The sequence below is a fragment of the Labedaea rhizosphaerae genome (assembly GCF_004362825.1).
GTDB lineage: Bacteria > Actinomycetota > Actinomycetes > Mycobacteriales > Pseudonocardiaceae > Labedaea > Labedaea rhizosphaerae.
This window is the reverse complement of record NZ_SNXZ01000005.1, coordinates 360,382-386,119: the sequence shown is the minus strand read 5'-3', so window position 1 is coordinate 386,119 and position 25,738 is coordinate 360,382. Positions and strand designations below refer to the sequence as shown.

General features: G+C 70.8%; 25 protein-coding genes. 13 read left to right on the top strand and 12 right to left on the bottom strand.

Annotated elements, in window-relative coordinates; all coding sequences use genetic code 11:
- The first annotated feature begins 66 nt into the window (after positions 1-66).
- The 4 genes from mshC (at position 67) to EV186_RS28425 (ending at position 4,143) form a co-directional block, all read left to right on the top strand.
- On the top strand, positions 67-1,293 hold the full coding sequence (gene mshC, locus EV186_RS28440; RefSeq protein WP_133852516.1) for a cysteine--1-D-myo-inosityl 2-amino-2-deoxy-alpha-D-glucopyranoside ligase: 1,227 nt from the start codon (positions 67-69) through the stop codon (positions 1,291-1,293).
- A 79-nt stretch (positions 1,294-1,372) separates the two neighbouring features.
- Entirely contained in the window at positions 1,373-2,119 is a 747-nt protein-coding gene (locus tag EV186_RS28435; RefSeq protein WP_133852515.1) for a DUF899 family protein, read from the top strand.
- Between the two features lie 219 nt (positions 2,120-2,338).
- Positions 2,339-2,923, top strand: coding sequence for an ArsR/SmtB family transcription factor (locus tag EV186_RS28430; protein WP_133852514.1), 585 nt, complete (start codon positions 2,339-2,341; stop codon positions 2,921-2,923).
- Positions 2,920-4,143, top strand: a complete 1,224-nt coding sequence (locus tag EV186_RS28425) for an MFS transporter (protein WP_133852513.1) — start codon at positions 2,920-2,922, stop codon at positions 4,141-4,143. The genes EV186_RS28430 and EV186_RS28425 overlap by 4 nt, the downstream gene beginning before the upstream one ends.
- Before the next feature lie 178 nt (positions 4,144-4,321).
- Here EV186_RS28425 and EV186_RS39525 read toward each other — a convergent pair whose 3' ends face one another.
- Genes EV186_RS39525 through EV186_RS28405 form a run of 4 tightly spaced genes read right to left on the bottom strand, consistent with a single transcriptional unit; the run spans position 4,322 to position 7,203 of the window.
- The gene (locus EV186_RS39525) at positions 4,322-4,759 is read right to left on the bottom strand and encodes a PASTA domain-containing protein (protein ID WP_208115823.1); all 438 of its coding nucleotides are present in this window, start codon (positions 4,757-4,759) and stop codon (positions 4,322-4,324) included.
- 32 nt (positions 4,760-4,791) lie between these two features.
- Entirely contained in the window at positions 4,792-5,124 is a 333-nt protein-coding gene (locus tag EV186_RS28415; RefSeq protein ID WP_133852512.1) for a PASTA domain-containing protein, read from the bottom strand.
- Positions 5,125-5,140: 16 nt separating this feature from the next.
- Positions 5,141-6,310: an MFS transporter gene (locus EV186_RS28410; RefSeq protein WP_133852511.1), complete on the bottom strand. Its 1,170-nt coding sequence runs from the start codon at positions 6,308-6,310 to the stop codon at positions 5,141-5,143.
- Positions 6,307-7,203, bottom strand: a complete 897-nt coding sequence (locus EV186_RS28405; RefSeq protein WP_243754342.1) for a PAC2 family protein — start codon at positions 7,201-7,203, stop codon at positions 6,307-6,309. Before EV186_RS28405 ends, EV186_RS28410 begins: the two co-directional genes overlap by 4 nt.
- A gap of 72 nt (positions 7,204-7,275) precedes the next feature.
- Here EV186_RS28405 and metH point away from each other — a divergent pair, with 72 nt between their 5' ends.
- From metH to hisG, 4 genes are read left to right on the top strand one after another with little or no spacing between them, the layout of a single operon-like run.
- Positions 7,276-10,827, top strand: a complete 3,552-nt coding sequence (metH, locus tag EV186_RS28400; RefSeq protein WP_133852509.1) for a methionine synthase — start codon at positions 7,276-7,278, stop codon at positions 10,825-10,827.
- Positions 10,828-10,862: 35 nt separating this feature from the next.
- Positions 10,863-11,516, top strand: a complete 654-nt coding sequence (locus tag EV186_RS28395) for an HAD family hydrolase (protein WP_133852628.1) — start codon at positions 10,863-10,865, stop codon at positions 11,514-11,516.
- A gap of 49 nt (positions 11,517-11,565) precedes the next feature.
- Positions 11,566-11,829: a phosphoribosyl-ATP diphosphatase gene (locus EV186_RS28390; protein WP_133852508.1), complete on the top strand. Its 264-nt coding sequence runs from the start codon at positions 11,566-11,568 to the stop codon at positions 11,827-11,829.
- 9 nt (positions 11,830-11,838) lie between these two features.
- Positions 11,839-12,684 (top strand): ATP phosphoribosyltransferase, encoded by an 846-nt coding sequence (hisG, locus tag EV186_RS28385; RefSeq protein WP_133852507.1) that lies wholly within the window; start codon positions 11,839-11,841, stop codon positions 12,682-12,684.
- 55 nt (positions 12,685-12,739) lie between these two features.
- On the opposite strand, the gene EV186_RS28380 is transcribed toward hisG, so the two are convergent.
- The 3 genes from EV186_RS28380 to EV186_RS28370 all read right to left on the bottom strand — a co-directional run bounded on the left by EV186_RS28380 (position 12,740) and on the right by EV186_RS28370 (position 14,697).
- A complete protein-coding gene (locus EV186_RS28380; protein ID WP_133852506.1) occupies positions 12,740-13,072 on the bottom strand; it encodes a nuclear transport factor 2 family protein in 333 nt (110 codons plus the stop codon).
- Between the two features lie 45 nt (positions 13,073-13,117).
- A complete protein-coding gene (locus EV186_RS28375; RefSeq protein WP_133852505.1) occupies positions 13,118-13,921 on the bottom strand; it encodes an asparaginase in 804 nt (267 codons plus the stop codon).
- A gap of 62 nt (positions 13,922-13,983) precedes the next feature.
- Positions 13,984-14,697, bottom strand: coding sequence for a Clp protease N-terminal domain-containing protein (locus tag EV186_RS28370; RefSeq protein ID WP_133852504.1), 714 nt, complete (start codon positions 14,695-14,697; stop codon positions 13,984-13,986).
- Positions 14,698-14,841: 144 nt separating this feature from the next.
- On the opposite strand from EV186_RS28370, the gene EV186_RS28365 reads away from it, so the two are divergent.
- The 5 genes from EV186_RS28365 (at position 14,842) to EV186_RS28345 (ending at position 21,768) form a co-directional block, all read left to right on the top strand.
- Positions 14,842-15,351 carry a DoxX family protein gene (locus EV186_RS28365; RefSeq protein WP_133852503.1) on the top strand — a complete coding sequence of 170 codons (510 nt, stop codon included), beginning with the start codon at positions 14,842-14,844 and terminating at the stop codon, positions 15,349-15,351.
- Positions 15,352-15,443: 92 nt separating this feature from the next.
- Positions 15,444-16,703: an aspartate aminotransferase family protein gene (locus EV186_RS28360; RefSeq protein WP_133852502.1), complete on the top strand. Its 1,260-nt coding sequence runs from the start codon at positions 15,444-15,446 to the stop codon at positions 16,701-16,703.
- Positions 16,700-19,507, top strand: coding sequence for an FAD-binding and (Fe-S)-binding domain-containing protein (locus EV186_RS28355; protein ID WP_133852501.1), 2,808 nt, complete (start codon positions 16,700-16,702; stop codon positions 19,505-19,507). The genes EV186_RS28360 and EV186_RS28355 overlap by 4 nt, the downstream gene beginning before the upstream one ends.
- On the top strand, positions 19,504-20,952 hold the full coding sequence (locus tag EV186_RS28350) for an NAD-dependent succinate-semialdehyde dehydrogenase (RefSeq protein ID WP_208115822.1): 1,449 nt from the start codon (positions 19,504-19,506) through the stop codon (positions 20,950-20,952). Before EV186_RS28355 ends, EV186_RS28350 begins: the two co-directional genes overlap by 4 nt.
- A gap of 30 nt (positions 20,953-20,982) precedes the next feature.
- The gene (locus tag EV186_RS28345) at positions 20,983-21,768 is read left to right on the top strand and encodes a DeoR/GlpR family DNA-binding transcription regulator (RefSeq protein WP_133852500.1); all 786 of its coding nucleotides are present in this window, start codon (positions 20,983-20,985) and stop codon (positions 21,766-21,768) included.
- Here EV186_RS28345 and EV186_RS28340 read toward each other — a convergent pair.
- The 5 genes from EV186_RS28340 to EV186_RS28320 form a co-directional block, all read right to left on the bottom strand.
- Positions 21,765-22,634 carry an alpha/beta fold hydrolase gene (locus EV186_RS28340; RefSeq protein ID WP_133852499.1) on the bottom strand — a complete coding sequence of 290 codons (870 nt, stop codon included), beginning with the start codon at positions 22,632-22,634 and terminating at the stop codon, positions 21,765-21,767. The two genes, EV186_RS28345 and EV186_RS28340, sit on opposite strands and share 4 nt — an antisense overlap.
- Positions 22,635-22,817, bottom strand: a complete 183-nt coding sequence (locus EV186_RS28335) for a hypothetical protein (protein ID WP_133852498.1) — start codon at positions 22,815-22,817, stop codon at positions 22,635-22,637.
- A 105-nt stretch (positions 22,818-22,922) separates the two neighbouring features.
- The gene (locus EV186_RS28330) at positions 22,923-23,531 is read right to left on the bottom strand and encodes a TetR/AcrR family transcriptional regulator (protein ID WP_424983534.1); all 609 of its coding nucleotides are present in this window, start codon (positions 23,529-23,531) and stop codon (positions 22,923-22,925) included.
- Entirely contained in the window at positions 23,528-24,553 is a 1,026-nt protein-coding gene (locus tag EV186_RS28325; protein WP_133852497.1) for an acyl-CoA dehydrogenase family protein, read from the bottom strand. Before EV186_RS28325 ends, EV186_RS28330 begins: the two co-directional genes overlap by 4 nt.
- Positions 24,550-25,728 (bottom strand): acyl-CoA dehydrogenase family protein, encoded by a 1,179-nt coding sequence (locus EV186_RS28320; protein ID WP_133852496.1) that lies wholly within the window; start codon positions 25,726-25,728, stop codon positions 24,550-24,552. The genes EV186_RS28325 and EV186_RS28320 overlap by 4 nt, the downstream gene beginning before the upstream one ends.
- Between the last annotated feature and the right edge of the window lie 10 nt (positions 25,729-25,738).

Here is a 25,738-nt window from a genome sequence, read left to right as displayed (position 1 = left end):
CTCGCTGAGATCGAGTTCACGGCTGCTGCGCGACGCCCGGCTCATCGGACGTTTAGGGTCGCAGTCATGCAGTCCTGGCCTTCTCCTCCGGTCCCGCGCGTCCCGGGCACACCCCGCCCGCTGCGGCTCTACGACACCGCGTCCCAGCAGATCCGGCCCACCGCGCCCGGCGAGACCGCGTCGATGTACGTCTGCGGCATCACGCCGTACGACGCCACGCACCTCGGGCACGCCGCCACGTACCTCGCCTTCGACCTGGTCCACCGGATCTGGCGGGACAACGGCCACGCCGTGCACTACGTGCAGAACGTCACCGACGTCGACGACCCGCTGCTCGAGCGGGCCGAGCGCGACCACGGCGACTGGCGGGTGCTGGCCATGCGGGAGACCGCCCTGTTCCGCGAGGACATGACCGCGCTGCGCGTGCTGCCGCCCCAGGACTACATCGGCGCGGTCGAGGCCATCCCGGAGATCGTGGAGGCGGTCGGCAAGCTGATCGCGTCCGGTGCCGCGTACCGCGTCGACGACGACGAGCACCCGGACGTGTACTACGACCACAACGCCAGCGGCCGGTTCGGCTACGAGTCGAACTACGACGAGCCGACCATGCTGGAGCTGTTCGGCGAGCGTGGGGGAGACCCCGATCGTCCCGGCAAGCGCCACCCGCTGGACGCGCTGCTCTGGCGCACGGCACGCGAGGGCGAACCGTCGTGGCCGAGCGACCTCGGTCCCGGCCGGCCGGGCTGGCACGTCGAGTGCAGCGTCATCGCGCGCAACCGCCTGGGCATGGGCATCGACCTGCAGGGCGGCGGCTCGGACCTGGCGTTCCCGCACCACGAGTACAGCGCGGCGCACGCCGAGGCGTTGACCGGGGAGTTCCCCTTCGCCCGGCACTACGTGCACGCGGGCATGATCGGCCTGGACGGCGAGAAGATGTCCAAGTCGCGCGGGAACCTGGTCTTCGTGTCACGGCTGCGTGCCGACGGCGTGGACCCGGCGGCGATCCGGTTGGCGCTGCTGTCGGGGCACTACCGCTCCGACCGGGCGTGGACCGCCGACGTGCTGGCTTCGGCCGAGGCCCGCCTGGCTCGGTGGCGCGACGCGGTCACCGCTTCGTCCGGGGCCCCCGCGGACGACGTGATCGCGCGGGTGCGTGATCACCTCTCCGACGACCTCGACACCGTCGGCGCGCTGGCGGCGCTGGACGCGTGGGCGGCGCAGCGCGGGGACGACGAGCAGGCGCCAGGTCAGATCCGGGTCGCCGTGGACGCGCTCCTGGGCATCGACCTCTGACAAAGTTCGGGCGCGATGTCGAAATGACGTCTCCGGGTTCGTCATAGGTCGTGCAGGGACGACGAACCCGGAGGACACCATGACGAGCACCGCTCAGCCGCCCGTGACCGACCTGGCCACCTGGCAGGCCGCCCGCGACGAGCTCCTGGTCCGCGAGAAGGCCCACACCCGTGCGGGCGACGCCATCGCCGCGGCCCGCAGGCGGCTGCCGATGGTCGAGTTCGACGCGACGGTCGAGGTCGTCGGACCGGACGGCGCGGTCCCGTTCCTGGACCTGTTCCAGGGCCGCGACGAGCTCGTGCTCTACAAGCACATGTGGTACGACGGCGCGCCGCACCAGGGGCAGTGCGAGGGCTGCACCGACGTGATCTGGAACTTGAAGGACGCCGTCTACCTCAACGCCCGCGGGGTCTCGTTCGCCGTCGTGACCACGGGCCGGTGGGCCGAGGTGGCCGCGTTCGTCGAGTTCATGGGCTACACCCAGCCCTGGTACTCGGTGCGTGACGTGGCCGCGCCGGTCGGCGGCGACATGGGCGAGTTCGCGTTCTTCCTGCGCGACGGCGACCGCGTGTTCCTCACCTACTCGACGACCGGGCGGGGCGTCGAGGCAGCCAACGCCTCGTTCGCCTTGCTCGACATGACGCCCTACGGCCGTCGCGAGGCGTGGCAGGACAACCCCGACGGCTGGCCCGAGGGCAACGCCGCCTGCTGGTACTGGCGCTCGGACGCGGACGGGAATCCCGGCTGGGGCCCGACCAGCCGCCCGGTGCCGCAGTGGACCCGCCCCGGTGCGGGTCCCGAGGAAACCCTCGGCAGGCAGGCCTGACGGCTCAACAAGGCGGAGATCCTGGCCTGGCCGAGACCCAAGGAGGCGAGCTTGCCACGCGGGTCACCGGCCAGGCCGAACTCTGCCTCCTGGTCGACCGGGTGATCTTGTTATAGACCGCCGGCGGCCAGCGGGTCCTCGTCGCTGCGGTTCTGCCGTCTTGACAACGAGTCGACGGACGCGCAATCTGAAAGAGAACTTTCGAAAGGATGCTTTCAGATGGCGGAGCTGCCTCAGCGGCGTCGGGTTCGGGACGTCGAAGTCATGCGGGCGATGGCGCACCCGCTGCGCACGTCGCTGCTGTCGTACTTGATGTCCGTCGGTCCGCGCACCGCCAGCGAGTGCGCCGCCGAGGTCGGGTCCAGCCCGTCGAACTGCAGCTGGCACCTGCGGCACCTGGCCGGGCTTGGCTTCGTCGAGCGGGTCGAGGGCGCGGACGGGCGTGAGCGGCCGTGGCGGGCCACCGAGGTCGGCATCGAATACGGCTCGCCCACCGACTCGGCGACGTTCTCGGCGCAGTCGGCGGTGGCCGCCGCGCAGCTCGCCGACCAGCAACGCCTTGCCCAGCGCTACCTCGACCACCGGGCGTCGCTGCCGGCGACGTGGCAGAACGCGGTCGGCCTCAACCGGTACGGCCTGCGCGTCACGCCCGAGGAGCTGACCGAGCTGGTCGAGGCCATCGACCGGATGCTGCGCCCGTACGTCGCCGTGATCCGCTCGGACGCCCCGGCCGGCGCGGCGGTGGTGGACGTCGGGCTGCAGGCGCTCCCGCGCATGGACGTGGACGGCGGGACGATCGCATGAGCGGCCCGTTGCGCAGACCGGCGTTCGCCCGGCTTTGGTTGGGCGGCATGCTGTCGGAGACCGGCGATTGGTTGCTGCACATCAGTTTGCCGCTGTTCGTGCTGGGCCTGACCGGCTCGCCGTTGATCACCGCGGTCACGTTCATGCTCGGCCTGCTGCCGAGCGTTGTGTGCGCCCCGATCGGCGGCGTGCTCGCCGACCGGTGGGACCGGCGTCGCATGATCGTGTGGGTCAGCGTCGCGCAGGCGGCGTTGCTGCTGCCCCTGCTCGCGGTCGACGGGCCGGACCGGCTGTGGCTGGTGCTCGTCGTGACCGGTGCGCAGGCAGCGCTGGCGGCGGTGTTCGAACCGGCGAAGAACGCCTTGGTGCCGGTGCTGGTCGAGCCGGACCAGCTGGCGGGCGCGAACGGGCTGATCGGGTTCGCGAGCAGCATGGGGCGCCTGCTCGGTGGGCCGCTCGGTGGCGTGGTGCTCCAGGTGTGGGGGATCCACGGGGTCGTGCTCGCGGATGCGTTGTCGTTCCTCGTGGTGGCCGCGTTGATGGCGCCGCGGCGGGGGATGCCGGTGTCCGGCGCGGGGGAGCGCCCGCCGTTCGGCAAGTGGTGGCGACAGTGGACTGACGGTTTGCGGGTGGTGCTGGCGCCCGGGCCGTTGCGGCCGGTGGCCATCATCGCCGGGCTTCTCGGTCTGGCGCAAGGCATGTTCGTGGCGTTGTTCGTCTTCTACGTGACCGACGTGCTCGGTGCGGGAGAGGCGGAAACCGGGCTGCTGCGCGGGGTTCAGGCGATCGGCGGGCTGGCCGGCGGGTTGATCGCCGGGTGGCTGGCGCGCCGGATGGGCGACAAGGTGCTGGCGGGTGGGAGCCTGCTGGTCTTCGCGTTGATCGGCGTGCTCGGCTGGAACGGGCCGTACCTGACGACCGCGTTGTGGGTCTACATCGGACTGTTCGCGGCCATCGGTGCGCCCGCGGTGACCGGGATCTCGGCGTTGCTGGCCCTGCTGCAACGCTCGGCCGACCCGCGGCAGCTGGGCAAGGCCATGGGCGGGTTCCAGGCGATCAGCGATGGGGCACAGGGGATCGGGATGCTGGCTTCGGGTGCTTTGGTCGGCGTGCTACCGATATCGGTGCTGCTGAACGCGCAGATCAGCCTCTACGCCCTGGCCGGCTTCCTACTGCTGGCAGGCACTTCCATGCGCCATCCCACGCCCGTGCCCGCCTGACCCTCCGGGCGTGTCCCCCGTTCCGACCGGGTGTGTCCCCTGTTCCGGCTGGGTGTGTCCCCGTTCCGGCCGGGTGTGTCCCCCGTTCCGGCTGGGCGAGTCCCGCGTTGATGAGGGGTGCGCGTATCGGAGGCGGGGACACGCGGTGGCGGAAGAGGGGACACGCGCAGAATGCGCGTTACGGGCAGGACTCGTCGTTCTTCACGGCGCCGAAGTCGATTTTCGTCTCCTCGCTGAAAGTCTTGCCCGGCGCGACGTTTTGCGAGCACACCTTCCAGTTCCGATCGAGCACTTGGTGCCGACCCGCGCCAGTGGCGTCGTGGGAAGTGGTGATGAAAACCGGATTCCCGGTGACGGACTGCATTTCGTCCTGAGCCGCTTGGAGGTTCTTGCCGACCAGGTTGGGCATCTTCCAGTGCGATGGAGCCGCTGCGACCGGCGCCGATGTAGTCTCCTCCGCGCTCTCGGAGGTGTCGTCGGTGGCGGTGCTCGACTCGGTCGTGGTAATTGCGTCACCAGGCGAAGTGGGGCCGCCATCGTCCGGTTTTTGTCCACAAGCCGCCAACAATGCCAGGGCTGCGGCGCAGATTGCGAGTTTGCCGATTTTCGGAGTCACGCCACGAAACGTCGGAGATACCCCTGTTCGCGTTACGGGCAGGACTCGTTGTTCTTGACGGCGCCGAAGTCAATGGTCGACTTCATGCCGATCTGCTGGCCGGCGGGCACGTTCTGGGTGCACACCTTCCAGTTCGAGTCGTCGATCTGCTGACGCTTCTGGCCCGTCGCATCATGCGAGGTAGTCAGGTACATCGGGTCGTTGAGCAGATCTTGGATCTTGTCCTGCGCCTTCTGCAGGTTCGACCCGACCAGGTTCGGCATCGTGGCCGAGTGCTTCGCGCCGGACGACGGGCCCGGCAGGTCCTCGCCTGGGTTGCAGGCCGCCAGGGCGAGCAGCAGTACCGCGAGAGCCGTGAGCTTCATGTCACCGAACGTAGCGCTATTCCGGTGCGCGTGCACGACCGAGCACGAGCGGCGCCGTGACCGCCAACAATGCCGCGGGCACAAGGAATCCCGCGACCGGGCTCAGGTGGTACACCGGCGTGAACGCCACCGGCGAACCGGCCGCGCCGGTGAACCGGAACGCCTGCACGACCGACACCGCACCCGACTTGTTGGGCCCGGTACCCGACAGGATCACCGTGTTCACGCCGACCAGCACGAACTGCGCGGCGATCCCGCACAACGCCCACGCCACGATCAACGCCGCCACCGACGGCACCAGCCCGGCCACCACCAACGGCACGGCCCCGGCCACCGAGCCGATCACCACCGCGGTCTTCCCGCCGATCCGGTCGATCACCCGGCCGACCAGCCGCGCCGACAACAACCCGAGCACGCCGAACGCCGTCAGCGCCAGGCCTCGCTCGGCCGCACCGAGCCCGAACCGGTCCTGCGCCCGCAACGCGACCATGAACGAGAGCCCGCCCAGACAGGCCCAGCCCACCAAGGCGGCGATGCCCGCACGCAACACGTCCCCGCGCCACGCCGTGCGCAGCCGGGGCCGCTCCTCGGTCTGCGACTGCGCCATGTCGGCCGGCAACCCGACCACGGCGAGGAACCCCGCCACCACGGCGACACCGACGAACGCCCACTGCCAGTGCGCCTCGGCCGCCAGCCCGCCGAGCAACGGCGCGCTGGTCTGCCCGGCGGCCTGCAGCGAACCGAACAGGCCGAGCGTGCGGCCGAGGCGTTCGCGCGGGGTGATCGCGGCGACGGCGGTGAGTAGCAGCGGCGTGGTGAACGCATTCGCCGCGCCCTGGATCACGCGGCCGCCCAGGAACAGCACGTACGTCCCGGCGATCGCGCAGAACAGCGACGACACGATGTACACGAGGTACGCCGTGCGGATGCTGCGCCGGGCACCCCAGCGCGCGCCGAGCGTGCCGGAGACGAGCATCAGCACCGCGAACGGCACCAGGTATGCGGTCAGCGACGAGGTCGCCGTGCCCGCGCCGATGCCGTAGGTGCCACCGAGTTCGGGCAGCATCGACGTGGTGATGCCACCGCCGAACGGGCCGAGGAACCCACCCGCGTAGAGGCAGGCGACCGCCAGCTTGCGCCTGATCGCGGACGTCGTTGTCGTCGTACCGGTCGGCGGCGTGTTCATACGCCCGTCGGACCGGGGCCGCTGCGCCCAGGTCCACCGGGCCGCCGCCGACGCAGGTACTTCTCGAACTCCGCGGCGATCGCGTCGCCGCTGGCCTCGTTCAACTCCATGTCCGCGTCGCCACGCTCTTCCAGCGCACGCACGTAGTTGCGGACGTCCTCGTCCTCCTCGGCCATCTCGCTGACCGTGCGCTGCCACTCCTCGGCCTGCTCGGGCAGCCCGCCGAGCGGCACCTCGACGTCGAGCACCTCCTCCACGCGGTGCAGCAATGCGAGCGTGGCCTTGGGCGACGGCGGTTGCGACACGTAGTGCGGCACCGCGGCCCAGATCGAGATGGCCGGGACGCCGGCCTGCACGCACGCGTCCTGCAGCACGCCGACGATCCCGGTTGGCCCCTCGTAACGCGAGCGTTCGAGGCCGAACTGCGCGGCGGAGGCGGCGTCGTAGGCGGTCCCGGTGACCGGGACGGGCCGGGTGTGCGGGGTGTCGGCCAGCAAGGCGCCGAGCGTGACCACGGTCGTGACGCCGAGCTGGTTCACGTGCTCGATGAGCTCGCCGCAGAACCGGCGCCAGTGCATGTTGGGCTCGATGCCGTGCACGAGAACGACGTCGCGGTTGGACCCGGGCGGCCGGCACACCGAGAGCCGGGTGGTCGGCCATTCAACCCTTCGGGTGATGCCGTCCACCATGCGGACTGTGGGCCGGGTCACCTGGAAGTCGTAGTAGTCGTCCGGGTCGATCTCGGCGAGCGGCGTGGCGTCCCAGGTGAGCTGCAGGTGCTCGATCGCCGTGCTTGCCGCGTCACCTGCGTCGTTCCAGCCTTCGAAGGCCGCGACCAGCACCGGGTCGACCAGGTTCGCACCTGGGTCGGCCTCGTCTGCGGGGTCGGGCACGCGCTGGTCAGGATCGGTCACCGGCCCAGCCTACGGCCCTGCCCGGGTGGCGCGAGACCGTAGTCTGGTGCCATGCCACGACGGGTCGATTCCCCCCTGCTCACCGCCCTCGACGAGCGTGTTCTGGTGGCCGATGGCGCGATGGGGACGATGTTGCAGTCGGTGTCGTTGACCATCGACGACTTCGACGGGCTCGAGGGCTGCAACGAGATCCTCAACGTCACCCGTCCCGACGTGGTCCTCGACGTCCACCGGGGCTACCTGGCGGCCGGCGCGGACGCCGTCGAGACCAACACGTTCGGTGCGAACCTGACCAACCTCGGCGACTACGACATCGCCGACCGGATCTTCGAGCTCGCGCAGGCCGGGGCCGCGCTGGCCCGCCAGGCCGCCGACGAGTTCAGCGAGCCCGACCGGCAGCGGTTCGTGCTCGGCGCGGTCGGGCCCGGCACCAAGCTGCCGACGCTCGGGCACCTGCCGTACGAGACCTTGCGCGCGGCCTACCAGAAGCAGGTCGCCGGGATGCTGGCCGGCGGCATCGACGCGGTGATCGTCGAGACCTCGCAGGACATCCTGCAGGTCAAGGCCGCGGTGATCGCCGCGCACCGCGCGATGGCCGAGGCCGGGCTGGTCGTGCCGATCATCGCGCAGGTCGCCGTGGAGACCACCGGCACGATGCTGCTGGGCACGGAGATCGGGGCCGCACTGACGGCGCTCGAGCCGCTCGGCATCGACCTGATCGGCCTGAACTGCTCGACCGGACCCGCCGAGATGAGCGAGCACCTGCGCACGCTCGCCAAGCACTCCCGCATCCCGCTGTCGGTCATGCCCAACGCGGGCCTGCCGGAGCTGGGTCCCAACGGCGCCGAGTACAAGCTGACCCCCGAACAGCTGGCCAAGGCGCTCTCCACCTTCGTCACGGAGTTCGGCGTGCGGCTGGTCGGCGGCTGCTGCGGCACCACGGCCGAGCACATCCGCCAGGTCGCCGACGCGGTCCGCACGCTCGAGCCGACCCGCAGGCGCGTGCGACCGGAACCGGGGGTCTCGTCGCTCTACCAGGCGGTGCCGTTCCAGCAGGACGCGTCCGTGCTGGTGATCGGCGAACGCACGAACGCCAACGGCTCCAAGGCTTTCCGCGAGGCCATGCTCGCCGGGCGCTACGACGACTGCGTCGAGATCGCCCGCGCCCAGACCCGCGACGGTGCCCACATGCTCGACCTCTGCGTCGACTACGTGGGGCGCGACGGCGCGCAGGACATGGCCGAACTCGCCGCGCGGCTGGCCACCGCGTCGACCCTGCCGATCATGCTCGACTCCACCGAACCGCAGGTGCTGCAGGCCGGGCTGGAGCGCCTCGGCGGTCGCTGCGCGGTCAACTCCGTGAACTACGAGGACGGCACCGGCCCGGACTCGCGGTTCCAGCGGACCATGCGGCTGGTGCGCGAGCACGGCGCCGCGGTCGTCGTCATGTGCATCGACGAGGAGGGCCAGGCCCGCACGGCCGAGCACAAGGTCCGGATCGCCAGCCGGATCATCGAGGACCTGAAGTCCGACTGGGGCATGCGGGTCGAGGACATCATCGTCGACTGCCTGACCTTCCCGATCACCACCGGTCAGGAGGAGGTCCGCCGCGACGCGATCGAGACGATCGCCGCGATCAGCGAGCTCAAGCGCCGCTACCCGGACGTGCGGACCACGCTCGGCGTGTCGAACGTGTCGTTCGGGCTGAACCCGGCGGCGCGCCAGGTGCTGAACTCGGTGTTCCTGCACGAGGCCGTGCAGGCCGGGCTCGACACCGCGATCGTGCACGCGTCGAAGATCCTGCCGATGGCCCGCATCGACGACGAACAACGCGCCGTCGCCCTGGACCTGGTGCACGACCGGCGTCGCGAGGGCTACGACCCGCTGCAGAAGCTGATGAGCCTGTTCGAGGGCGCGACCGTGTCCTCGACCAAGGCCTCGCGCGCCGAGGAACTCGCCGCGTTGCCGTTGTTCGAGCGGCTGGAGCGGCGCATCGTCGACGGCGAGAAGACCGGCCTGGAGAACGACCTGGACGCCGCGCTGCAGGAGCGGCCCGCCCTGCAGATCATCAACGACACCCTGCTGTCGGGCATGAAGACGGTGGGGGAGCTGTTCGGGTCCGGGCAGATGCAGCTGCCGTTCGTGCTCCAGTCGGCCGAGGTGATGAAGACCGCCGTGGCCTACCTCGAGCCGCACATGGAGAAGAGCGACGCCGACGGCAAGGGCCGCATCGTGCTGGCCACCGTGAAGGGCGACGTGCACGACATCGGCAAGAACCTCGTGGACATCATCCTGTCCAACAACGGCTACGACGTGGTGAACCTCGGCATCAAGCAGCCGATCACGACCATCCTCGACGCCGCCTCCGAGCACAAGGCCGACGTCATCGGCATGTCCGGACTGCTGGTCAAGTCGACGGTGATCATGAAGGAGAACCTCGAGGAGATGAACTCCCGCGGGGTCGCCGACTCCTGGCCGGTGCTGCTGGGCGGCGCCGCGCTGACCCGCTCCTACGTGGAGAACGACCTCGCCGACCTCTACGCGGGCGACGTCCGCTACGCGCGCGACGCGTTCGAGGGCCTGCGGCTGATGGACGCGATCATGGCGGCCAAGCGCGGCGAGGCCGTCGCCGTGGACGAGGACCTGCGGGCCAAGCAGGCCGAGCGCCGGGCCCGGCGCGAGCGGTCGCTGCGCATCGCCGAGGCCCGCAAGGCGAAGCATTCCACGACCGAGCCGGAAACCCCGTTGCCCGCGCGCTCGGATGTGGCGACCGACGTGCCGATCCCGACGCCGCCGTTCTGGGGCAGCCAGGTCGCCAAGGGCATCCCGCTGGCCGACTACGCCGCCCTGCTCGACGAGCGGGCCACCTTTCTCGGGCAGTGGGGGTTGCGTGGCGCGCGCGGTGGTGCCGGACCGTCCTATGAGGAATTGGTGGAGACCGAGGGGCGGCCGCGGCTGCGGGCGTGGCTGGACCGCCTGACCACCCAAGGCGTGCTCGCGCACGCCGCGGTGGTCTACGGCTACTTCCCGTGCGTGGCCGAGGGCGACGACCTGATCGTGCTGTCCGAGCCCGACGTGAACGCGCCGGAACGCACCCGGTTCACCTTCCCGCGCCAGGCCCGTGACCGGCGGCTCTGCCTCGCGGACTTCTTCCGCCCCAAGGAAACCGGCGAGGTCGACGTCGTCGCGTTCACGTTGGTCACCATGGGCCAGCCCATCGCCGACTTCGCCGCCGAGCTCTTCGCCGCCGACGCCTACCGCGACTACCTCGAGGTACACGGTCTCGGTGTGCAACTGACCGAGGCGCTCGCCGAGTACTGGCACCGCCGGGTCCGGCAGGAGCTCGTCATGCCGACCGGCAAGCCCGTGTCCGACGAGGACCCCGAGAACATCGAGGACTACTTCAGCCTCGGCTACCGCGGTGCTCGCTTCTCGCTGGGCTACGGCGCGTGCCCCAACCTCGAGGACCGCACCAAGATCACCGACCTGCTCGAGCCAGAGCGCATCGGCGTGAAACTCTCGGAAGAGCACCAACTGCACCCAGAACAATCGACCGACGCCATCGTCTTGCACCATCCGCAGGCCAAATACTTCAACACGTGAGGGGCAATACCGTGCCGGATGCCGTTTTGTGGGACATGGACGGCACCCTGGTGGATTCGGAGAAGCTCTGGGACATCCCGCTCTTCGAGATCACCCGCGAGCTGGGCGGCGAACTGTCCGCCGAGACGCGCGCCGCGATGGTCGGGTCGAACATCCCGACCACATTGGACCTGATCTTCGCCGAAGTCGGCGTCACGCCCACGCCTTCGCAACGACGTGAGATCACGGAGCGGATCGACCGGCGGATGCTGGAGCTCTTCGTCGACGGCCTGGAGTGGCGGCCCGGCGCGCAGGAGGCGTTGAAGGCCGTCCGGGCGACCGGCGTGCCCATGGCCCTGGTGACGTCGACCGAGCGCGCGCTGACCGACGTCGCGCTGGCGACCATCGGCCGCGACCTGTTCGACGTGACTGTGTGCGGTGACGAAGTGGACGGGCGCCACAAGCCCCAACCCGAGCCGTACCTGCGTGCGTCTCGCATGCTGGACGTCGACCCGGCCGCGTGCGTGGCGGTCGAGGACTCCCCGACGGGGATCGCCGCCGCCACCGGGGCGGGCTGCGCCGTGCTCGCGATCCCTTGTGAGGTGCCGATCGAGCCCGCCCAGGGTCGGGTGGTGCGTGACTCGCTGGTCGGTGTCGACCTGACCGTGCTCGCCGACGTGCTCGCCGCCGCCCGCCAGCCTGTGGGATAGCTCATCCCGATTGGCTGAACGGCGGTACGGGATGGGAGGATCAGCCCCCGTGAAGACGTTCGACGAGCTGTTCGCCGAACTCAGCGAGCGGGCACGGACCCGGCCTGAGGGGTCGGGAACGGTCGTGGCCCTGGACGACGGGGTGCACGCGCAAGGCAAGAAGGTGCTCGAAGAGGCCGGCGAGGTGTGGATCGCCGCCGAACACGAGTCCGACGAGCGGCTGGCCGAAGAGGTTTCCCAGCTGCTGTACCGGATCCAGGTCCTCATGCTGGGCCGGGGCATCACCCTCGACGACGTGTACCGCCACCTGTAGAGGAGAACCATGCTGCGGGTCGCCGTACCGAACAAGGGGACGCTGTCCGGGCCCGCCTCGGAGATGCTCGCCGAGGCCGGTTACCGCCAGCGCCACGAGCAGCGGGACCTGACCGTGATCGACTCGGTCAACGAGGTCGAGTTCTTCTTCTTGCGCCCCAAGGACATCGCGATCTACGTGGGCTCCGGCGAGCTGGACCTCGGCATCACCGGCCGGGACCTGGCCCTGGATTCCGGCGCGCCCATCAGTGAGCGCCTGGCCCTGGGCTTCGGTGGTTCCACGTTCCGCTACGCCGCCCCCGCCGGTCGCGAGTGGACGGTGGCCGACCTCCAGGGCAAGCGCCTGGCGACGTCCTACCCCCGCCTGGTCACCGACAACCTGGCCAACTACGACGTGCAGGCGGAAGTGATCCGCCTGGACGGCGCGGTGGAGATCTCCATCCAACTGGGCGTGGCCGACGCGATCGCCGACGTGGTGGGCTCGGGCCGCACCCTGCGCCAGCACAACCTGGTGGCCTTCGGCGAACCGATCTGCCGCTCGGATGCGGTGCTGGTGGAACGCGCCGGCTCGCCCGCGTCGCAGGCGAAGGACCAGTTGGTGGCGCGTCTGCAGGGCGTGGTGTTCGCCCAGCAGTACCTGATGCTGGACTACGACTGCCCCAAGTCGCTGCTGGACGACGCGCTCACCGTGACCCCCGGCCTGGAGTCGCCCACGGTGGCCCCGTTGGCCGACCCGGAATGGGTGGCGATCCGCGCCATGGTGTCCCGCATCGACGCCAACCTGGTGATGGACCGGCTGTCGGCGTTGGGCGCCAAGGCGATCCTGGCTTCGGACATCCGCTCCTGCCGCCTCTAGCCCTGAATGTCGCATCCGAGACGCTCAACGCCTCGAATGCGACATTCATGGCGTGTCAGTAGCGGCCACCGAAGAACACCTGGGTCTCGACGATCCGGCCGTCCCGCACGGTCAGGCATTCGGTGTTCCGATGGGTTTCGCCGGTGGTCGCCGTGTACTCGTACATGATGAACACGTTCCCGCCCGCCGCCTCGACCAAGTGCACCGTCCGCTGGTTCGTGATCTGCCCGGCGGCGGGGAGGCACTTGCGCACGAACGTGGCCTTGTCGATGTGGTCGTCCTGCGGACTGGTGAACACGAACTCGTCGGCGAGCAGCCCTTCCACCCGTCCCGGGTCATCGCTGCGGAACGCTTCGAACACGGCTTCGACTACTTCGATGTTGTCCATGCCAGGTGGTCGGAGCCGTCACGGCGTTCTCGACATCCGAGGACATCACAGGTGCGCGAACCACTTGCGCACCGCGTCGACCCCGCCGCCGCCGAGTGCGTACATCAAAGCAACTCGCGCCAGTTCCGGGGAAAGCATCCGTCCGCTGATCGCCCCCACCGACAGGACCAGCGCCGTCGCCCCACGCGTCTCCCGCGGGACCTCGTCACGCGACGCCACCACGACCGGGATGCCCCACCCGGTGAGCTCGTTGATGGCGGTGAACAACCCCACGGGCACGTTCCCCGCACCGGTCGCCTCGATCACCACCCCACGCGCCCCCGCGTCGACCACGGTGTGCAGCAAGGACGGCGGGATCCCCGGGTAGACCTTGATCAGCGCGACATCGGACTCGGGGTCGCCCGCGACCACCGGGAAGGAGGCGGACCACGGCCGTGTCACCACGCCGTCCCGGCACACGAACACCCCGGCCCGAGCCGATCGCGCGGCGGCGAGCGCGGCCGTCAGGTTCGGCGGACCGTCGCTGCCGGGCACGTCGAAGCCCAGCCGAGCGCCGGTGAACACCACCGGGCACCGCGGCCGCGCGATCAGCTCGGTGAGCAACGCGGTCTGCTCGAGCGTGTCCAGCCCGTGCGTGACGACGACCCCGTCGGCGTGCGCGCCCGCCACCCGGCGCGCGATCCCGAGCATGGTCCCTGGTGAGGTGTCCCAGCTCGGCTCGGCGAGCACGTCCTCGGCCACGACATCATCAGCCGGCACGCTGAGCCCGGCGAGCAGGTCGGCGCCGGTGGCCACCGCGCCGTCGAGGTGCGCGAGGGTGTCCCCGGTCGCGATCAACAACAACCCCATCAGAGCACTCCCATCGCGATCAGCAACAACACGGCGACCACGACGACCACCAGGGCCACGACTCAGCCCAGCCGCTGTTCGAGCCGCTCGATCCGTGCCACGACCGGTGCCAGCGCCGCGGTGAGCGCCGCCGACACTGCCGCCGTGGGGTCGGGCGCCTGCGCGCGCAGGTGTGCGTAACCGCTGAGCGCCGCGGCCACCGCCTTGCGTGCCGACCGGGCGTCCAGACCCAGCTCACGCAGCACCCGGCCGCCCGCGCCGTCGGGTTCGGCGACGATGCCGAGCAGGAGGTGCTCGCAGCCCACGTAGTTGTGGCCAAGCGCCATTGCCTCGACCGCGGTCAGTTCGAGCGCGTTGGCCGCGTCGGCGCCGAACCGGGACGCCTGCGGCCCGTCGTGCGCGCCGGGTTCCGGCAGGTCGAGCGTGCGCTGCACCAGGGCCGGGTCGAGTTCCTCCGTGCGCAGGATCCGCAACGCCAGGTTCGAGCCCTCGCTGATCAGCCCGTGCAGCAGGTGCTCGGTGCCGACCGTGGTCGCGCCGGCGCCGCGAGCCGCGGTGATGGCGAGTTTCAGCGCGGTGCGGGCGCGTTCGGTGAAGTGCGTCAACCCCGCCGTGGGGTCGTCGGTGTCCAGATCGCCGAGCACGGTCGCGCGGATCGCGGTGGCCCGTTTGACCGACTGTTCCAGCGCGCGCTGGCAGATCGCCGACACCGGCAGCTCGGCGGCCTTCACGGCTTCGGCCAGCTCCTCGGGCAGGTACACATTGATCTTTGGCATGACCCCATTTATAACCCTAGTTGGGGTCATAGTGCAACCTCGCGTTAACCGATCCCGAAACCGGGGTAAGTCAGGTTGCAGAAGGCCGGGCACGCGGCCACGGTTGGCGCGGACCCGATACGACACCAGGAGGTCGAACAGACGATGATCCTTCGCAGGGTGGCCCGCCCGCTGCTCGCGTCCATCTTCATCAGCGGTGGCATCGATCAGCTGCGCAACCCCGAGCCCCGGGCCGAGGCGGCCGCACCCGTGCTGGACGCGACCGTCGGCCAGGTCCAGGACAAGCTGCCGGACCAGGTGCCCACCGACACGGTGTCGCTGGTCAAGATCGACGGCGCGGTGAAGGTCGGCGCCGGGCTCATGCTGGCGCTCGGCAAGTTCCCCCGGCTCTCGGCGTTGCTGCTCGCGGGCAGCATCATCCCGACCACCGCGGCCGGGCACCGGTTCTGGGAGTACGAGGACCCGAAGGAGCGCGCGGCCCAGCAGATCCACTTCTTCAAGAACCTCGGCCTGCTCGGCGGGCTGATGCTGGCGTCGGCGGACACGCACGGCAAGCCGTCGGTGGCCTACCGGACCAAGAAGGCGGCCAAGCACGCGGCGGAGTCGGTGTCGGACACGGCGAACACGGTGCAGAACAAGCTGCCCTGGGGATGACGCCGTGAGGTTCTCGTAGGATTGTTGACAATCTTCCGGGCTCGGCCGCAAGATGCTCAGGGATCCCAAGCCGACTTGAAGGGTGGTCGCCCATGACCGCGCTGAGCCCGTTGCTGCGCCAGGCGACGCCGGTCGTCGCCGAGCGGGGCGAAGGCCCCTACCTCTTCGGCGCCGACGGCCGTCGCTACCTCGACTTCACCGCGGGCATCGGCGTGACGAGCACCGGTCACTGCCACCCGAAGGTGGTCGCGGCCGCGCAGGAACAGGTCGGCAAGCTGATCCACGGCCAGTACACGACGGTGATGCACGAGCCGTTGCGGCAGCTGGTCGCCGCGCTCGGCGAGGTCCTGCCGCCGAAGCTGGACAGCCTCTTCTTCATGAACTCCGGCAGCGAGGCCGTCGAGGCGGCGCTGCGCCTGGCCCGCATGGGCACCGGGCGGCCCAACGTGATCGTCTGCCAGGGCGGCTTCCACGGCCGCACGGTCGCGGCCGCGTCGATGACGACATCGGGCACCCGGTTCCGCGCCGGGTTCGCGCCGCTGATGGCCGGCGTGCACGTGACGCCGTTCCCGACCGCGTTCCGCTACGGCTGGGACGAGGAGACCGCGACCCGGTTCGCGCTCAAGGAGTTCGACTACCTGCTGCAAACCCAGACCGCGCCGAACGACACCGCGGCGGTGATCGTCGAGCCGGTGCTCGGCGAGGGCGGCTACATCCCGGCGAACACGGCGTTCATGCAGGGCCTGCGGGAACGGGCCGACCGGCACGGCTTCCTGCTCGTGCTCGACGAGGTGCAGACCGGCGTCGGGCGCACCGGCAGGTTCTGGGGGCACGACCACTTCGGCGTCGAGCCCGACATCCTGATCACCGCCAAGGGGATCGCGAGCGGCTTCCCGATCTCCGGCATCGCCGCGTCCGAAGCGCTGATGCGCAAGGCGTGGCCGGGTTCGCAGGGTGGCACCTACGGCGCCAACGCCGTGGCCTGCGCGGCCGCGGTCGCCACGCTCGAGGTGGTGCGCGAGGAGAAGCTCGTGCACAACGCCGAGCAGATGGGCCAGCGGCTGCGGGCCGGCCTGGAGTCCGTCGCGGCCGACCACCCGACCATCGGCGACGTGCGCGGGCTCGGCCTGATGCTGGGCTCGGAGTTCGTCGACGCCGACGGCGAGCCGGACGGCAAGACCGCCCTGCGCGTGCAGCAGGCCGCTGTGGGCGAGGGGCTGCTGCTCCTGCTCTGCGGCGCGGCCAACAACGTGGTCCGGATGATCCCCGCGCTGGTCGTGGACGAGAACGTCATCGACGAGGGTCTGCGCGCGTGGCGCGCGGCAGTCGAAGCGGGCACCAGCGAGGCATGACCGAGCTTCTGTCGGCGTTGCGGGTCGCGGCGCCCGGGCTGGAGGTCAGCACCGACGCCGGCCGCCGCGCCCAGTACGCCTACGACGCGTCCAATTACCGGATCCCGCCAGCGGCCGTCGTTTTCCCGCGCAGCGCCGAGGAAATCGCCGCCGTGGTGCGGGTGTGCGCCGAAAACGGGGTACCGGTCACCAGCCGCGGTGGTGGGACCGGGATGGCGGGCAACACCGTCGGCTCCGGCGTCGTGCTGGACTGCTCGCGGTATTTCAACAAGATCGTCCGCATCGACCCGCAGGCGCGGACCGCGGTCGTGCAGCCCGGTGTGGTCCTCGACGACCTGCGCCGGGCGGCGGCCGAGCACGGGCTGACGTTCGGCCCGGACCCGTCGTCGCACAGCCGGTGCACGCTCGGCGGGATGATCGGCAACGACGCCTGCGGCAACCACTCCGTCCGCTATGGACGGACGAGCGAGCACGTCGAGTCGCTGCGCGTGGTTCTTCCCGACGGCCGCACGGCCGAGGCCGACCACCGTGGTCTGCACGGCGCGGACGACGTAGCCGACGCCCTGCGCGAGCTGGTGATCGAGCACCTGGGCGAGATCCGCACCGAACTCGGCCGGATCCCGCGCCAGGTCTCGGGGTACCAGCTCCAGCACCTGTTGCCGGAGAACGGCTTCGACGTCGCCCGCGCGCTCGTGGGCACCGAGGGCACCTGCGTCGTGGTGACCGAGGCGACCGTCCGGCTGGTCCCGATCGCGCCCGCGGCGAACCTGATCGCGTTGGGCTACCGCGACGTCGCCGAGGCCGCCGAGGACGTCATGACCATCCTCGAGTTCGCGCCCGCGTCGGTGGAGGGCATCGATGCGGCCATCGTCGACACCATGCGGTACCGGCGTGGGGCCGAGTCCGTGGTCGGGCTCCCGGACGGCCAGGCGTGGCTGTACGTCGAACTCGACGGGGACGACGCCGCCGAGGTCGCCGAACGGTCCGCCCGGTTGCTGGAGCGGTTGCGGGCCGGCGGACGGCTGGTCGCCGGCCAGATCGTCGATGACCCGGCCGCGCGCCGGTCGCTCTGGCGGGTGCGCGAGGAAGGCGCCGGGCTCGCCTCGCGGCTCGTCGGCGGCAAGGCGTCGTGGCCGGGGTGGGAGGACGCGGCGGTCGCGCCCGAGAACCTGGCCGCCTACTTGCGCGAGTTCCAGAAGTTGCTGACCGAGCACGGCTATTTCGGTGTGCTGTACGGGCATTTCGGTGCCGGCTGCATCCACGTGCGGATCGATTTCGACCCGTCCACGGCCGAGGGCGTCGCGGCCATGCGTCGCTTCTTGCTCGACGCGTCCCGGTTGGTCGTCCGCCACGGTGGCACGAACTCCGGCGAGCACGGCGATGGCCGGGCCAGAGGCGAGTTGCTGTCCACCATGTACAGCGAGCGCATCCTGGCGGCCTTCGCCGCGATGAAGAAGGCTTTCGACCCGTCGAACCTGTTCAACCCGGGCGTGATCGTCGCGCCGTCGCCGATCGATCGCCACCTGGCGCTGCTCGACCCACCCGCGCCGGTGCGGACCGCGTTCGGGTTCCCGCACGACGAACGCGGGTTCGCGAGCGCGCCGAGCCGGTGCGTCGGCGTCGGCAAGTGCCGCGCCGACAGCGGCGGCGTGATGTGCCCGAGCTACCGGGCCACGCACGACGAGAAGGACTCCACCCGCGGGCGGGCCCGGGTGCTGCAGGAGATGCTGCGTGGTGGCCCCGTGGTGTCCCAGGGCTGGCGGTCGAAGGAGCCGCTCGAGGCGCTGGACCTGTGCCTGTCGTGCAAGGCGTGTTCCGCGGACTGCCCGGTCGGCGTGGACATGGCCACCTACAAGGCCGAATTCCTGCACCAGCACTACAAGAACCGGATCCGTCCACGCTCGCACTACTCGCTGGGCTGGCTGCCGCTGGCCGCCGCGCTCGCCACCCGGGCGGCCCGCCCGGTCAACGCGGTCATCAAGCGTGCCTTGGTCAAACGGGCCGCCGGGGTCGCGCGGGAACGGTCGTTGCCGCGGTTCGCCGGGCGCCGGGAGCTGCGCAAAGTCCTGCGCGCGGCGCCGACCGGGGACAAGGCGGTCCTGTTCCTGGACACGTTCACCCGTGCGTTCCGGCCGGGCCTCGCGGGTGCGACGGCGCGGGTGCTGGCCTCGGCCGGCGTGCCGGCCCAGCCGCGCGCTGGCCTGTGCTGCGGGCTGACCTGGGTGAGCACCGGGCAGCTCGGCGTGGCCCGCCGGGTCATGGCCCGGACGGTGCGGGCGCTGGACGGCTCGGACCTGCCGATCATCGTGCCGGAGCCGAGTTGCGCGTCGGCGTTGCGCACCGACGCACCCGAGTTGCTCGGCACCGACGCGGCCCGCCGGGTGGCCGCACGCGTCACGACCGTGCCCGTGGCGCTGGCCGAGCTGGCCGCACCGGACTGGACACCACCGCCGATGCCGGAGCGGGTCGTGCTGCAGACGCACTGCCACGAGTACGCGACGTTCCCCGGTGTGCGGCAAGCGCAACTCCTTCGCGGCCTCGGTGTCCGGACCGTGGACGAGGCGCCCGGGTGCTGCGGTCTCGCGGGTAACTTCGGCTTCGAGGCCGAGCACTACGACGTGTCGATGAAGGTGGCGGCATTGGAACTGGCGCCGAGGCTGGCTTCGGCGGACGGGGCGCCGGTGCTCGCCGACGGGTTCAGCTGCCGGCTGCAGGCCGGGCAGCTGGCGCCGCACAACGCCGCCGTGCACATCGCAGAGCTGATCGACAATTCGATCCGTGCCCAGCAGGAGGAACGGTCATGACCATCATCGAAACCGTGCCCAAGCAACTGTTCATCGCGGGCAAGTGGGTGGACGCGTCCGGCGGGGCGACGATGCCGGTGCACGACCCGGCCACCGGCGAGGTGCTGTGCGAGGTCGCCGACGCCACCCCCGCCGACGGCGCCGCCGCGCTGGACGCCGCCGTTGCCGCGCAGGCCGACTGGGCCGCCACGGCGCCCCGCGCCCGCAGCGAGATCCTGCGCACCGCGTACGAGCTGATCACCGCGCGCGCCGACGACCTGGCCGCGTTGATGACCGCCGAGATGGGCAAGCCGCTGGCCGAGGCGCGCGGCGAGGTGGCTTACGGCGCCGAGTTCTTCCGGTGGTTCTCCGAGGAGGCCGTGCGGATCGAGGGTGGCCTGTCCACCACGCCCGATGGCCGCAACCGCGTGCTCGTCTCGCGCCAGCCGGTCGGCCCGTCGCTGCTGATCACGCCGTGGAACTTCCCGCTGGCCATGGGCACGCGCAAGATCGGCCCGGCCATCGCGGCCGGCTGCACCATGGTGTTCAAGCCGGCCGAGCAGACCCCGCTGACCAGCCTCGCGCTGGCCGGGATCCTGCAGGAGGCCGGACTGCCCGACGGCGTGCTGAACCTGGTGGTCACCTCGGACGCGGCCGGGGTGGTCGAGCCGGTGCTGCGCAGCGGTCGCATCCGCAAGCTGTCGTTCACCGGGTCCACGGAGGTCGGGCGCATCCTGCTCGCGCAGGCCGCCGACAACGTGGTCCGCACGTCGATGGAACTGGGTGGCAACGCCCCCTTCCTTGTGTTCGAGGACGCCGACCTCGACGCCGCCGTCGCCGGGCTGATGGTGGCCAAGATGCGCAACATGGGGGAGGCCTGCACGGCGGCCAACCGCGTCTACGTGCACCGCTCCATCGCGTCCGAGTTCGGGACCAGGCTCGCCGAGAAGATGTCGGCGCTCACCGTCGGCCCGGGCACCGAGTCCGGTGTGGACGTCGGCCCGCTGATCGACGCCGACGGCCTGGCCAAGGTGGAGCGGCTGGTCGCCGACGCGGTCGGCAAGGGCGCCAAGGTGCTCACCGGCGGTGCCGCGCCGGAAGGGCCCGGCTTCTTCTACCCGCCGACCGTGCTGTCCGATGTGGACCCGGCCAGCGAGCTGACCGGCACCGAGATCTTCGGCCCCGTGGCGGCGATCTTCCCGTTCGACGACGAGGACCAGGTGCTCGCCATGGCCAACGACACGCCGTGGGGTCTGGTCGGGTACGTGTTCACGCGCGACCTCGACCGGGCACTGCGGGTGAGCGACAAGCTCGAGGTCGGCATGGTCGGGCTGAACACCGGCCTGGTGTCCAACCCGGCGGCGCCGTTCGGCGGGATCAAGCAGTCCGGGCTGGGTCGCGAAGGCGGCCGCGTCGGGATCGAGGAGTTCCTCGAGATCAAGTACGTGGCCGTGCCCAAGTCCTGACGGCGGCCGCGGGGGCTACGCTCTGTGGTTGTGGACCGGTATGAGCGGCTCAGCGCGTTGCTGGAGATCCTCGGCAAGCGCGGCAAGGTCGATGTGGACGACCTCGCCGCGGAGCTGGACGTGTCGGCCGCGACCGTGCGCCGCGACCTCGACCACCTCGCCGAGCAGCAACTGCTGACCAGGACGCGCGGCGGCGCGGTGGCCAACAACGTCGCCTACGACCTGCCCCTGCGCTACAAGACGGCGCGGCACGCGTCGCAGAAGGAGCGGATCGGCCGGGCCGCGGCGTCCTTGGTGGACGTTGGCAGCGTCGTGGGGTTGAACGGCGGCACCACGACCACGGAGATCGCCCGTGCGCTGGCGACCCGGTCGGACCTGAGCACCCGCGCGGACGGCCCGTCGATGACCGTGGTGACGAACGCGCTGAACATCGCCAACGAGCTCGCTGTGCGCCCGCACGTGAAGATCGTGGTGACCGGCGGCGTGGCCCGCCAGCAGTCCTTCGAGCTGATCGGGCCGCTGGCGACCAAGATCCTGGCGGAGATCACGCTGGACGTCGTGTTCATCGGCGTGGACGCGGTCGACCCCGCGCGCGGGGCGTTCGCGCACCACGAAGGCGAGGCGAGCATCAACCGGATGATGGCGCAGAGCGCGCGCAAGGTCGTGGTGGTGGCGGACAGCTCGAAGCTGAACCAGCACGCGTTCGCCCAGATCTGCCCGGTGACCGACCTGCACCTGTTGATCACCGACGCCGAGGCCGACCCCGCCACGGTGGCCGCTTTCGAGGCCGAGGGGATCGAGGTCCAGGTCGTCTAGGCGAGGAAACCCTTGAGGGCCGCGGCGACGGCGTCGGGGTTCTCCTCGGCCATGTGGTGCCCGGACTCGATGGGCTGGGCCAGCAGTTCCGTGGTCCACGGCCGCCACACCTCGGCCGGGTCGCCGTAGAGGTCCTCCAGGTCGTCCTCGGTCGACCACAGCAGCAAGGTCGGGCAGGCGATCCTGGTGCCGGCCTTCATGTCGGCCTCGTCGTGCGCGCGGTCGATGCCCAGACCCGCGCGGTAGTCCTCGATCATGGCCTTGACGGTGGCCGGGTCGTGGATGGCGCGGTGGAAGTCCTCGAAGTTCTCCGCGCCCAGCCGTTGCGGCGTGTTGCGGGTGCCGACGTTGTACCAGGCGTCGGGGTCGGCATTGATGGCCCGCTCGGGCTTGTCCGGCAGCCCGAAGAAGAACCAGTGCGCCCACTCCTGCGCGAACTTCGCGTCGCAGCGGGCGAGCGCCTCACCGATCGGCACGCTGTCCATCACGACGAGTTTCGTCACGTTGGCGGGGTGGTCGAGGGCGGTCCGAAGGGCGACGTAACTGCCGCGGTCGTGGCCGGCCACGGCGAACCGCTCGTGCCCCAGCTCGCGCATGAACGCGACGCAGTCGGCGGCCATGGCGCGTTTCGAGTAGGGCGCGTGGTCGGGCGTGGTCGGCGGCTTGTCGGACTCGCCGTATCCGCGCAGATCCGCGCACACGACGGTGAAGGTGTCCTTGAGCCGCTCCGCGACGAGGTGCCAGGTGGTGTGGGTGCGCGGGTGGCCGTGCAGCAGGAGCAGGGGCGGGCCGTCGCCGCCGTGCCGGACGCGCAGGGTGACACCGTCGGCGCCGGTCACCCGGCTGAGCGTGAAGCCGTCGAACACTCAGTCGCTCTCTTCGTCCTTCTTCGCTTCTTGCTTGCGCGGGTCTTCCTTGCGCGGGGCGAACTTCACGACGCCCGCATCGAGGTCGAGCGGGCCGGCCTCGAAGAGCTCGCCGCCTGCGTCTTCCTCGGACTCCTTGCGCAGCTTCTTCACCCCGGGAAACAACTCACCGAACGACGCCATGCCCTCACGGTACGCCAGCCACGGTTGCCGTTCAGCCGGTCGAGCCGCCCGCCGGGGCGAGTACGCGCCGCACCGCAACCGTGGTCGCCGAGTCGTGGTCCGACGTCACCGGACGCCGAGCATGCCGAGCACCAGTTCGGCGTACTGGCGGCCCAGTTCCTCCGGATCCGGTTTGCTCGTGTCGGTGTACCAGCGGGCCACGTCCACGCCCAGCGACAACACCGCCCGCGCCGCCGTCCGCACGTCCGGCACTGTGAACGCGCCCGCGTCGACCCCGGCCGAGATCACGTCGCGGACGGTGTGCTCGGTGGCCCGGCGCAGCTCGGCCACCACCTCGAAGTCCTGCGGTGGCAACGCGTGCAGCTCGTACTGCACGATCCTGGCCACTTTGTGCCTGCGCGCGTGCCAGGCCACGAACTCCGTCGTCATGCGCACCACGCAGCGGACCGGGTCCGGCTCGGCTTCGGCCGCCGAGCGGATCATGCGCAGGGCCTGGCTGTGGCCGCTGCGGCTGATCGCGAACAGCACCGCCGCCTTCGACGGGAAGTGCACGTACAGCGCCGCCGGGCTCATGCCGGCCGCGGTGGCGATGTCGCGGGTGGTGGTGCCGTGGAAACCCCGCGTGGCGAAGGCGTCCACGGCCGCGAGCATCAGCCGTCGCGCGGCGTCGGGGGTGACGTCGGGCCAGAGCTCGGTGCCGATGTCGGTATTCACAGGCGCAGGTCGACCAGTTCGGCCAGGGCCGCGCGGTGCCGGTCGGGCGTGCCGAGCGCCAGCTGGTCCGCCTTGGCGCGCTTGAGGAACAGGTGCGCCGGGTGCTCCCACGTCATGCCGATCCCGCCGTGCAGCTGCACCGCCTCCTCGGCCGCGTGGACGGCGACGTCGCTGCAGTGCGCCGCCGCCACGGCCACCGCGATCTCGACGTCCTCGCCGGTGGCCAGCGCGTCCGCCGCATAGCGCGCCGCCGCCCGAGCCGTCACCAGCTCCTGGTAGAGGTCGGCCAGCCGGTGCTTCAACGCCTGGAACGAGCCGACCGCGCGGCCGAACTGGTGCCGTTCGCGCAAGTACGCCACCGTGTCGAACAAGCACCGCTCGGCGATCCCGACCTGCTCGCTGGCCAGCAACCCGGCCCCCGTCAGCAAAGCGACGCGCAGGGCGTTCGAGGCATCCGCACCACGGGCGAGCACGGTCGACTCGGACACGGTCACGTCGGCGACCGGGCGGGTCAGGTCCAGCGACGTCACCGGGGTCACCGTGGCGGACGACGCCAGGTGCAGCTCCGGACCGTCCGGTGTGGACACCGGAACGATGAACAACGAAGCCACCGTGGCATCGGCGACCGACCGCACCGGCCCCGACGAGAACACGGGCTGCCACGAGGAGAACGGCACGACCAAGGTCGCCGTCTCGGAAGGCACGGGCTCGCCGAGGACGGTGAACACCGCGGAAGCCAGCACCGCGCTGCCTAGGAACGGCACCGGCGCCACCGAGCGGCCCAGTTCCTCCAGCACCACAGCGGTTTCCCGCATGCTCGCGCCCTGACCGCCCAGCTCCTCGGGCACGTGCAACGTCGTCGCGCCCATCTCACCGAGCAGGCGCCACAATTCCAGGTCGTAGGGCTGGTCGCTCTCGCACCGCGCGAGCACGGCGGCCGGCGACGCGTGGTCGGCCAGCAGGTCGCGCACCGAAGCACGCAGGTCCTCCTCGACCTCGCTGTAGATCAGCGTGGCGCTCATTTCGGCAGGTCCTTCCACGCGACGTCCTTGTCCACCCTCGGTTCCGACGGCAGCCCGAGCACCCGCTCGGCGATGATGTTGCGCAGGATCTCCGACGTCCCGCCCTCGATCGAGTTGCCCTTCGCCCGCAGGTAGCGGTACCCGGGCCCGCGGCCGGTGAAGTCGACCAGATCCGGCCGGCGCAGCGTCCAGTCGTCGTAGCGCAGGCCGTCTTCGGCCATCAGCTCGACCTCGAGCCCGGACAACGCCTGCGACAGCTTGGCGAACCCCAGCTTCATCGCCGACCCCTCGGGGCCGGGCGCGCCCGCCGCGAGCTGCTGGCGAAGCCGTTGCCCGGCAAGGCGCATGGCCTCGGCGTCCACCCAGTGCCGCAGCAGACGGTCGTGCAACGCGCTGGTGTGCCGGTCGGGGTTCTCCCGCCACGTCTTCGCGACCGCGCCCAGCATGCCCGACTCGCGGGGCGCGGCGTTGCCGCCGATCGCGACGCGTTCGTTCATCAGCGTGGTCTGCGCGACCTTCCAGCCCTCGCCGACCGCGCCGAGCCGGTGCGCGTCGGGGATGCGCGCGTCGGTCAGGAAGACCTCGTTGAACTCGGCCTCACCGGTGATCTGGCGCAGCGGGCGCACCTCGACGCCGGGCTGGTCCATGTCGAGGATGAAGTACGAAAGCCCTTGGTGCTTGGGCAGATCCGGGTCGGTGCGGGCGAGCAGGATGGCGAACCGCGCGGTGTGCGCGCTGGAGGTCCACACCTTCTGCCCGGTCAGCAGCCAGTCGTCACCGTCGCGCCCGTTTTCCCGTCGCGCCCGCGTGCCCACGGCCGCGAGGTCGGAGCCGGCGCCCGGCTCGCTGAAGAGCTGGCACCAGATCTCCTCCCCAGTCCACAGTGGACGCAGGAAGCGTTTCTTCACCTCGTCGGAGCCGAACCTGAGGATGGTCGGCGCGGCCATGCCCAGCCCGATGCCGATCCGGCGCGGGTCGTTGTCCGGCGTCCCGGCCAGCTCGGTGTCCACAACGGACTGCAACGCCCGCGGTGCGCCGAGCCCGCCAAGGCCCTCCGGGAAGTGCACCCAGGCCAGACCCGCGTCGAACCGGGCCCGCAGGAACTCCAGGCGATCGGTGGTCGGCTGGTTCGCCACGAACTCCCGGGCTTTCGCCCGCAAGGCATCGGCGTCCACGAAGGACTCC

What these genes read in the sequence shown, in the direction of transcription:
- mshC (WP_133852516.1), top strand. Translation starts at nt 67, where the DNA reads ATGCAGTCCTGGCCTTCTCCTCCGGTCCCGCGCGTCCCGGGCACACCC.
- EV186_RS28435 (WP_133852515.1), top strand. Translation starts at nt 1,373, where the DNA reads ATGACGAGCACCGCTCAGCCGCCCGTGACCGACCTGGCCACCTGGCAG.
- EV186_RS28430 (WP_133852514.1), top strand. Translation starts at nt 2,339, where the DNA reads ATGGCGGAGCTGCCTCAGCGGCGTCGGGTTCGGGACGTCGAAGTCATG.
- EV186_RS28425 (WP_133852513.1), top strand. Translation starts at nt 2,920, where the DNA reads ATGAGCGGCCCGTTGCGCAGACCGGCGTTCGCCCGGCTTTGGTTGGGC.
- EV186_RS28415 (WP_133852512.1), bottom strand. Translation starts at nt 5,124, where the DNA reads ATGAAGCTCACGGCTCTCGCGGTACTGCTGCTCGCCCTGGCGGCCTGC.
- EV186_RS28410 (WP_133852511.1), bottom strand. Translation starts at nt 6,310, where the DNA reads ATGAACACGCCGCCGACCGGTACGACGACAACGACGTCCGCGATCAGG.
- metH (WP_133852509.1), top strand. Translation starts at nt 7,276, where the DNA reads ATGCCACGACGGGTCGATTCCCCCCTGCTCACCGCCCTCGACGAGCGT.
- EV186_RS28395 (WP_133852628.1), top strand. Translation starts at nt 10,863, where the DNA reads ATGGACGGCACCCTGGTGGATTCGGAGAAGCTCTGGGACATCCCGCTC.
- hisG (WP_133852507.1), top strand. Translation starts at nt 11,839, where the DNA reads ATGCTGCGGGTCGCCGTACCGAACAAGGGGACGCTGTCCGGGCCCGCC.
- EV186_RS28380 (WP_133852506.1), bottom strand. Translation starts at nt 13,072, where the DNA reads ATGGACAACATCGAAGTAGTCGAAGCCGTGTTCGAAGCGTTCCGCAGC.
- EV186_RS28375 (WP_133852505.1), bottom strand. Translation starts at nt 13,921, where the DNA reads ATGGGGTTGTTGTTGATCGCGACCGGGGACACCCTCGCGCACCTCGAC.
- EV186_RS28370 (WP_133852504.1), bottom strand. Translation starts at nt 14,697, where the DNA reads ATGCCAAAGATCAATGTGTACCTGCCCGAGGAGCTGGCCGAAGCCGTG.
- EV186_RS28365 (WP_133852503.1), top strand. Translation starts at nt 14,842, where the DNA reads ATGATCCTTCGCAGGGTGGCCCGCCCGCTGCTCGCGTCCATCTTCATC.
- EV186_RS28360 (WP_133852502.1), top strand. Translation starts at nt 15,444, where the DNA reads ATGACCGCGCTGAGCCCGTTGCTGCGCCAGGCGACGCCGGTCGTCGCC.
- EV186_RS28355 (WP_133852501.1), top strand. Translation starts at nt 16,700, where the DNA reads ATGACCGAGCTTCTGTCGGCGTTGCGGGTCGCGGCGCCCGGGCTGGAG.
- EV186_RS28350 (WP_208115822.1), top strand. Translation starts at nt 19,504, where the DNA reads ATGACCATCATCGAAACCGTGCCCAAGCAACTGTTCATCGCGGGCAAG.
- EV186_RS28335 (WP_133852498.1), bottom strand. Translation starts at nt 22,817, where the DNA reads ATGGCGTCGTTCGGTGAGTTGTTTCCCGGGGTGAAGAAGCTGCGCAAG.
- EV186_RS28325 (WP_133852497.1), bottom strand. Translation starts at nt 24,553, where the DNA reads ATGAGCGCCACGCTGATCTACAGCGAGGTCGAGGAGGACCTGCGTGCT.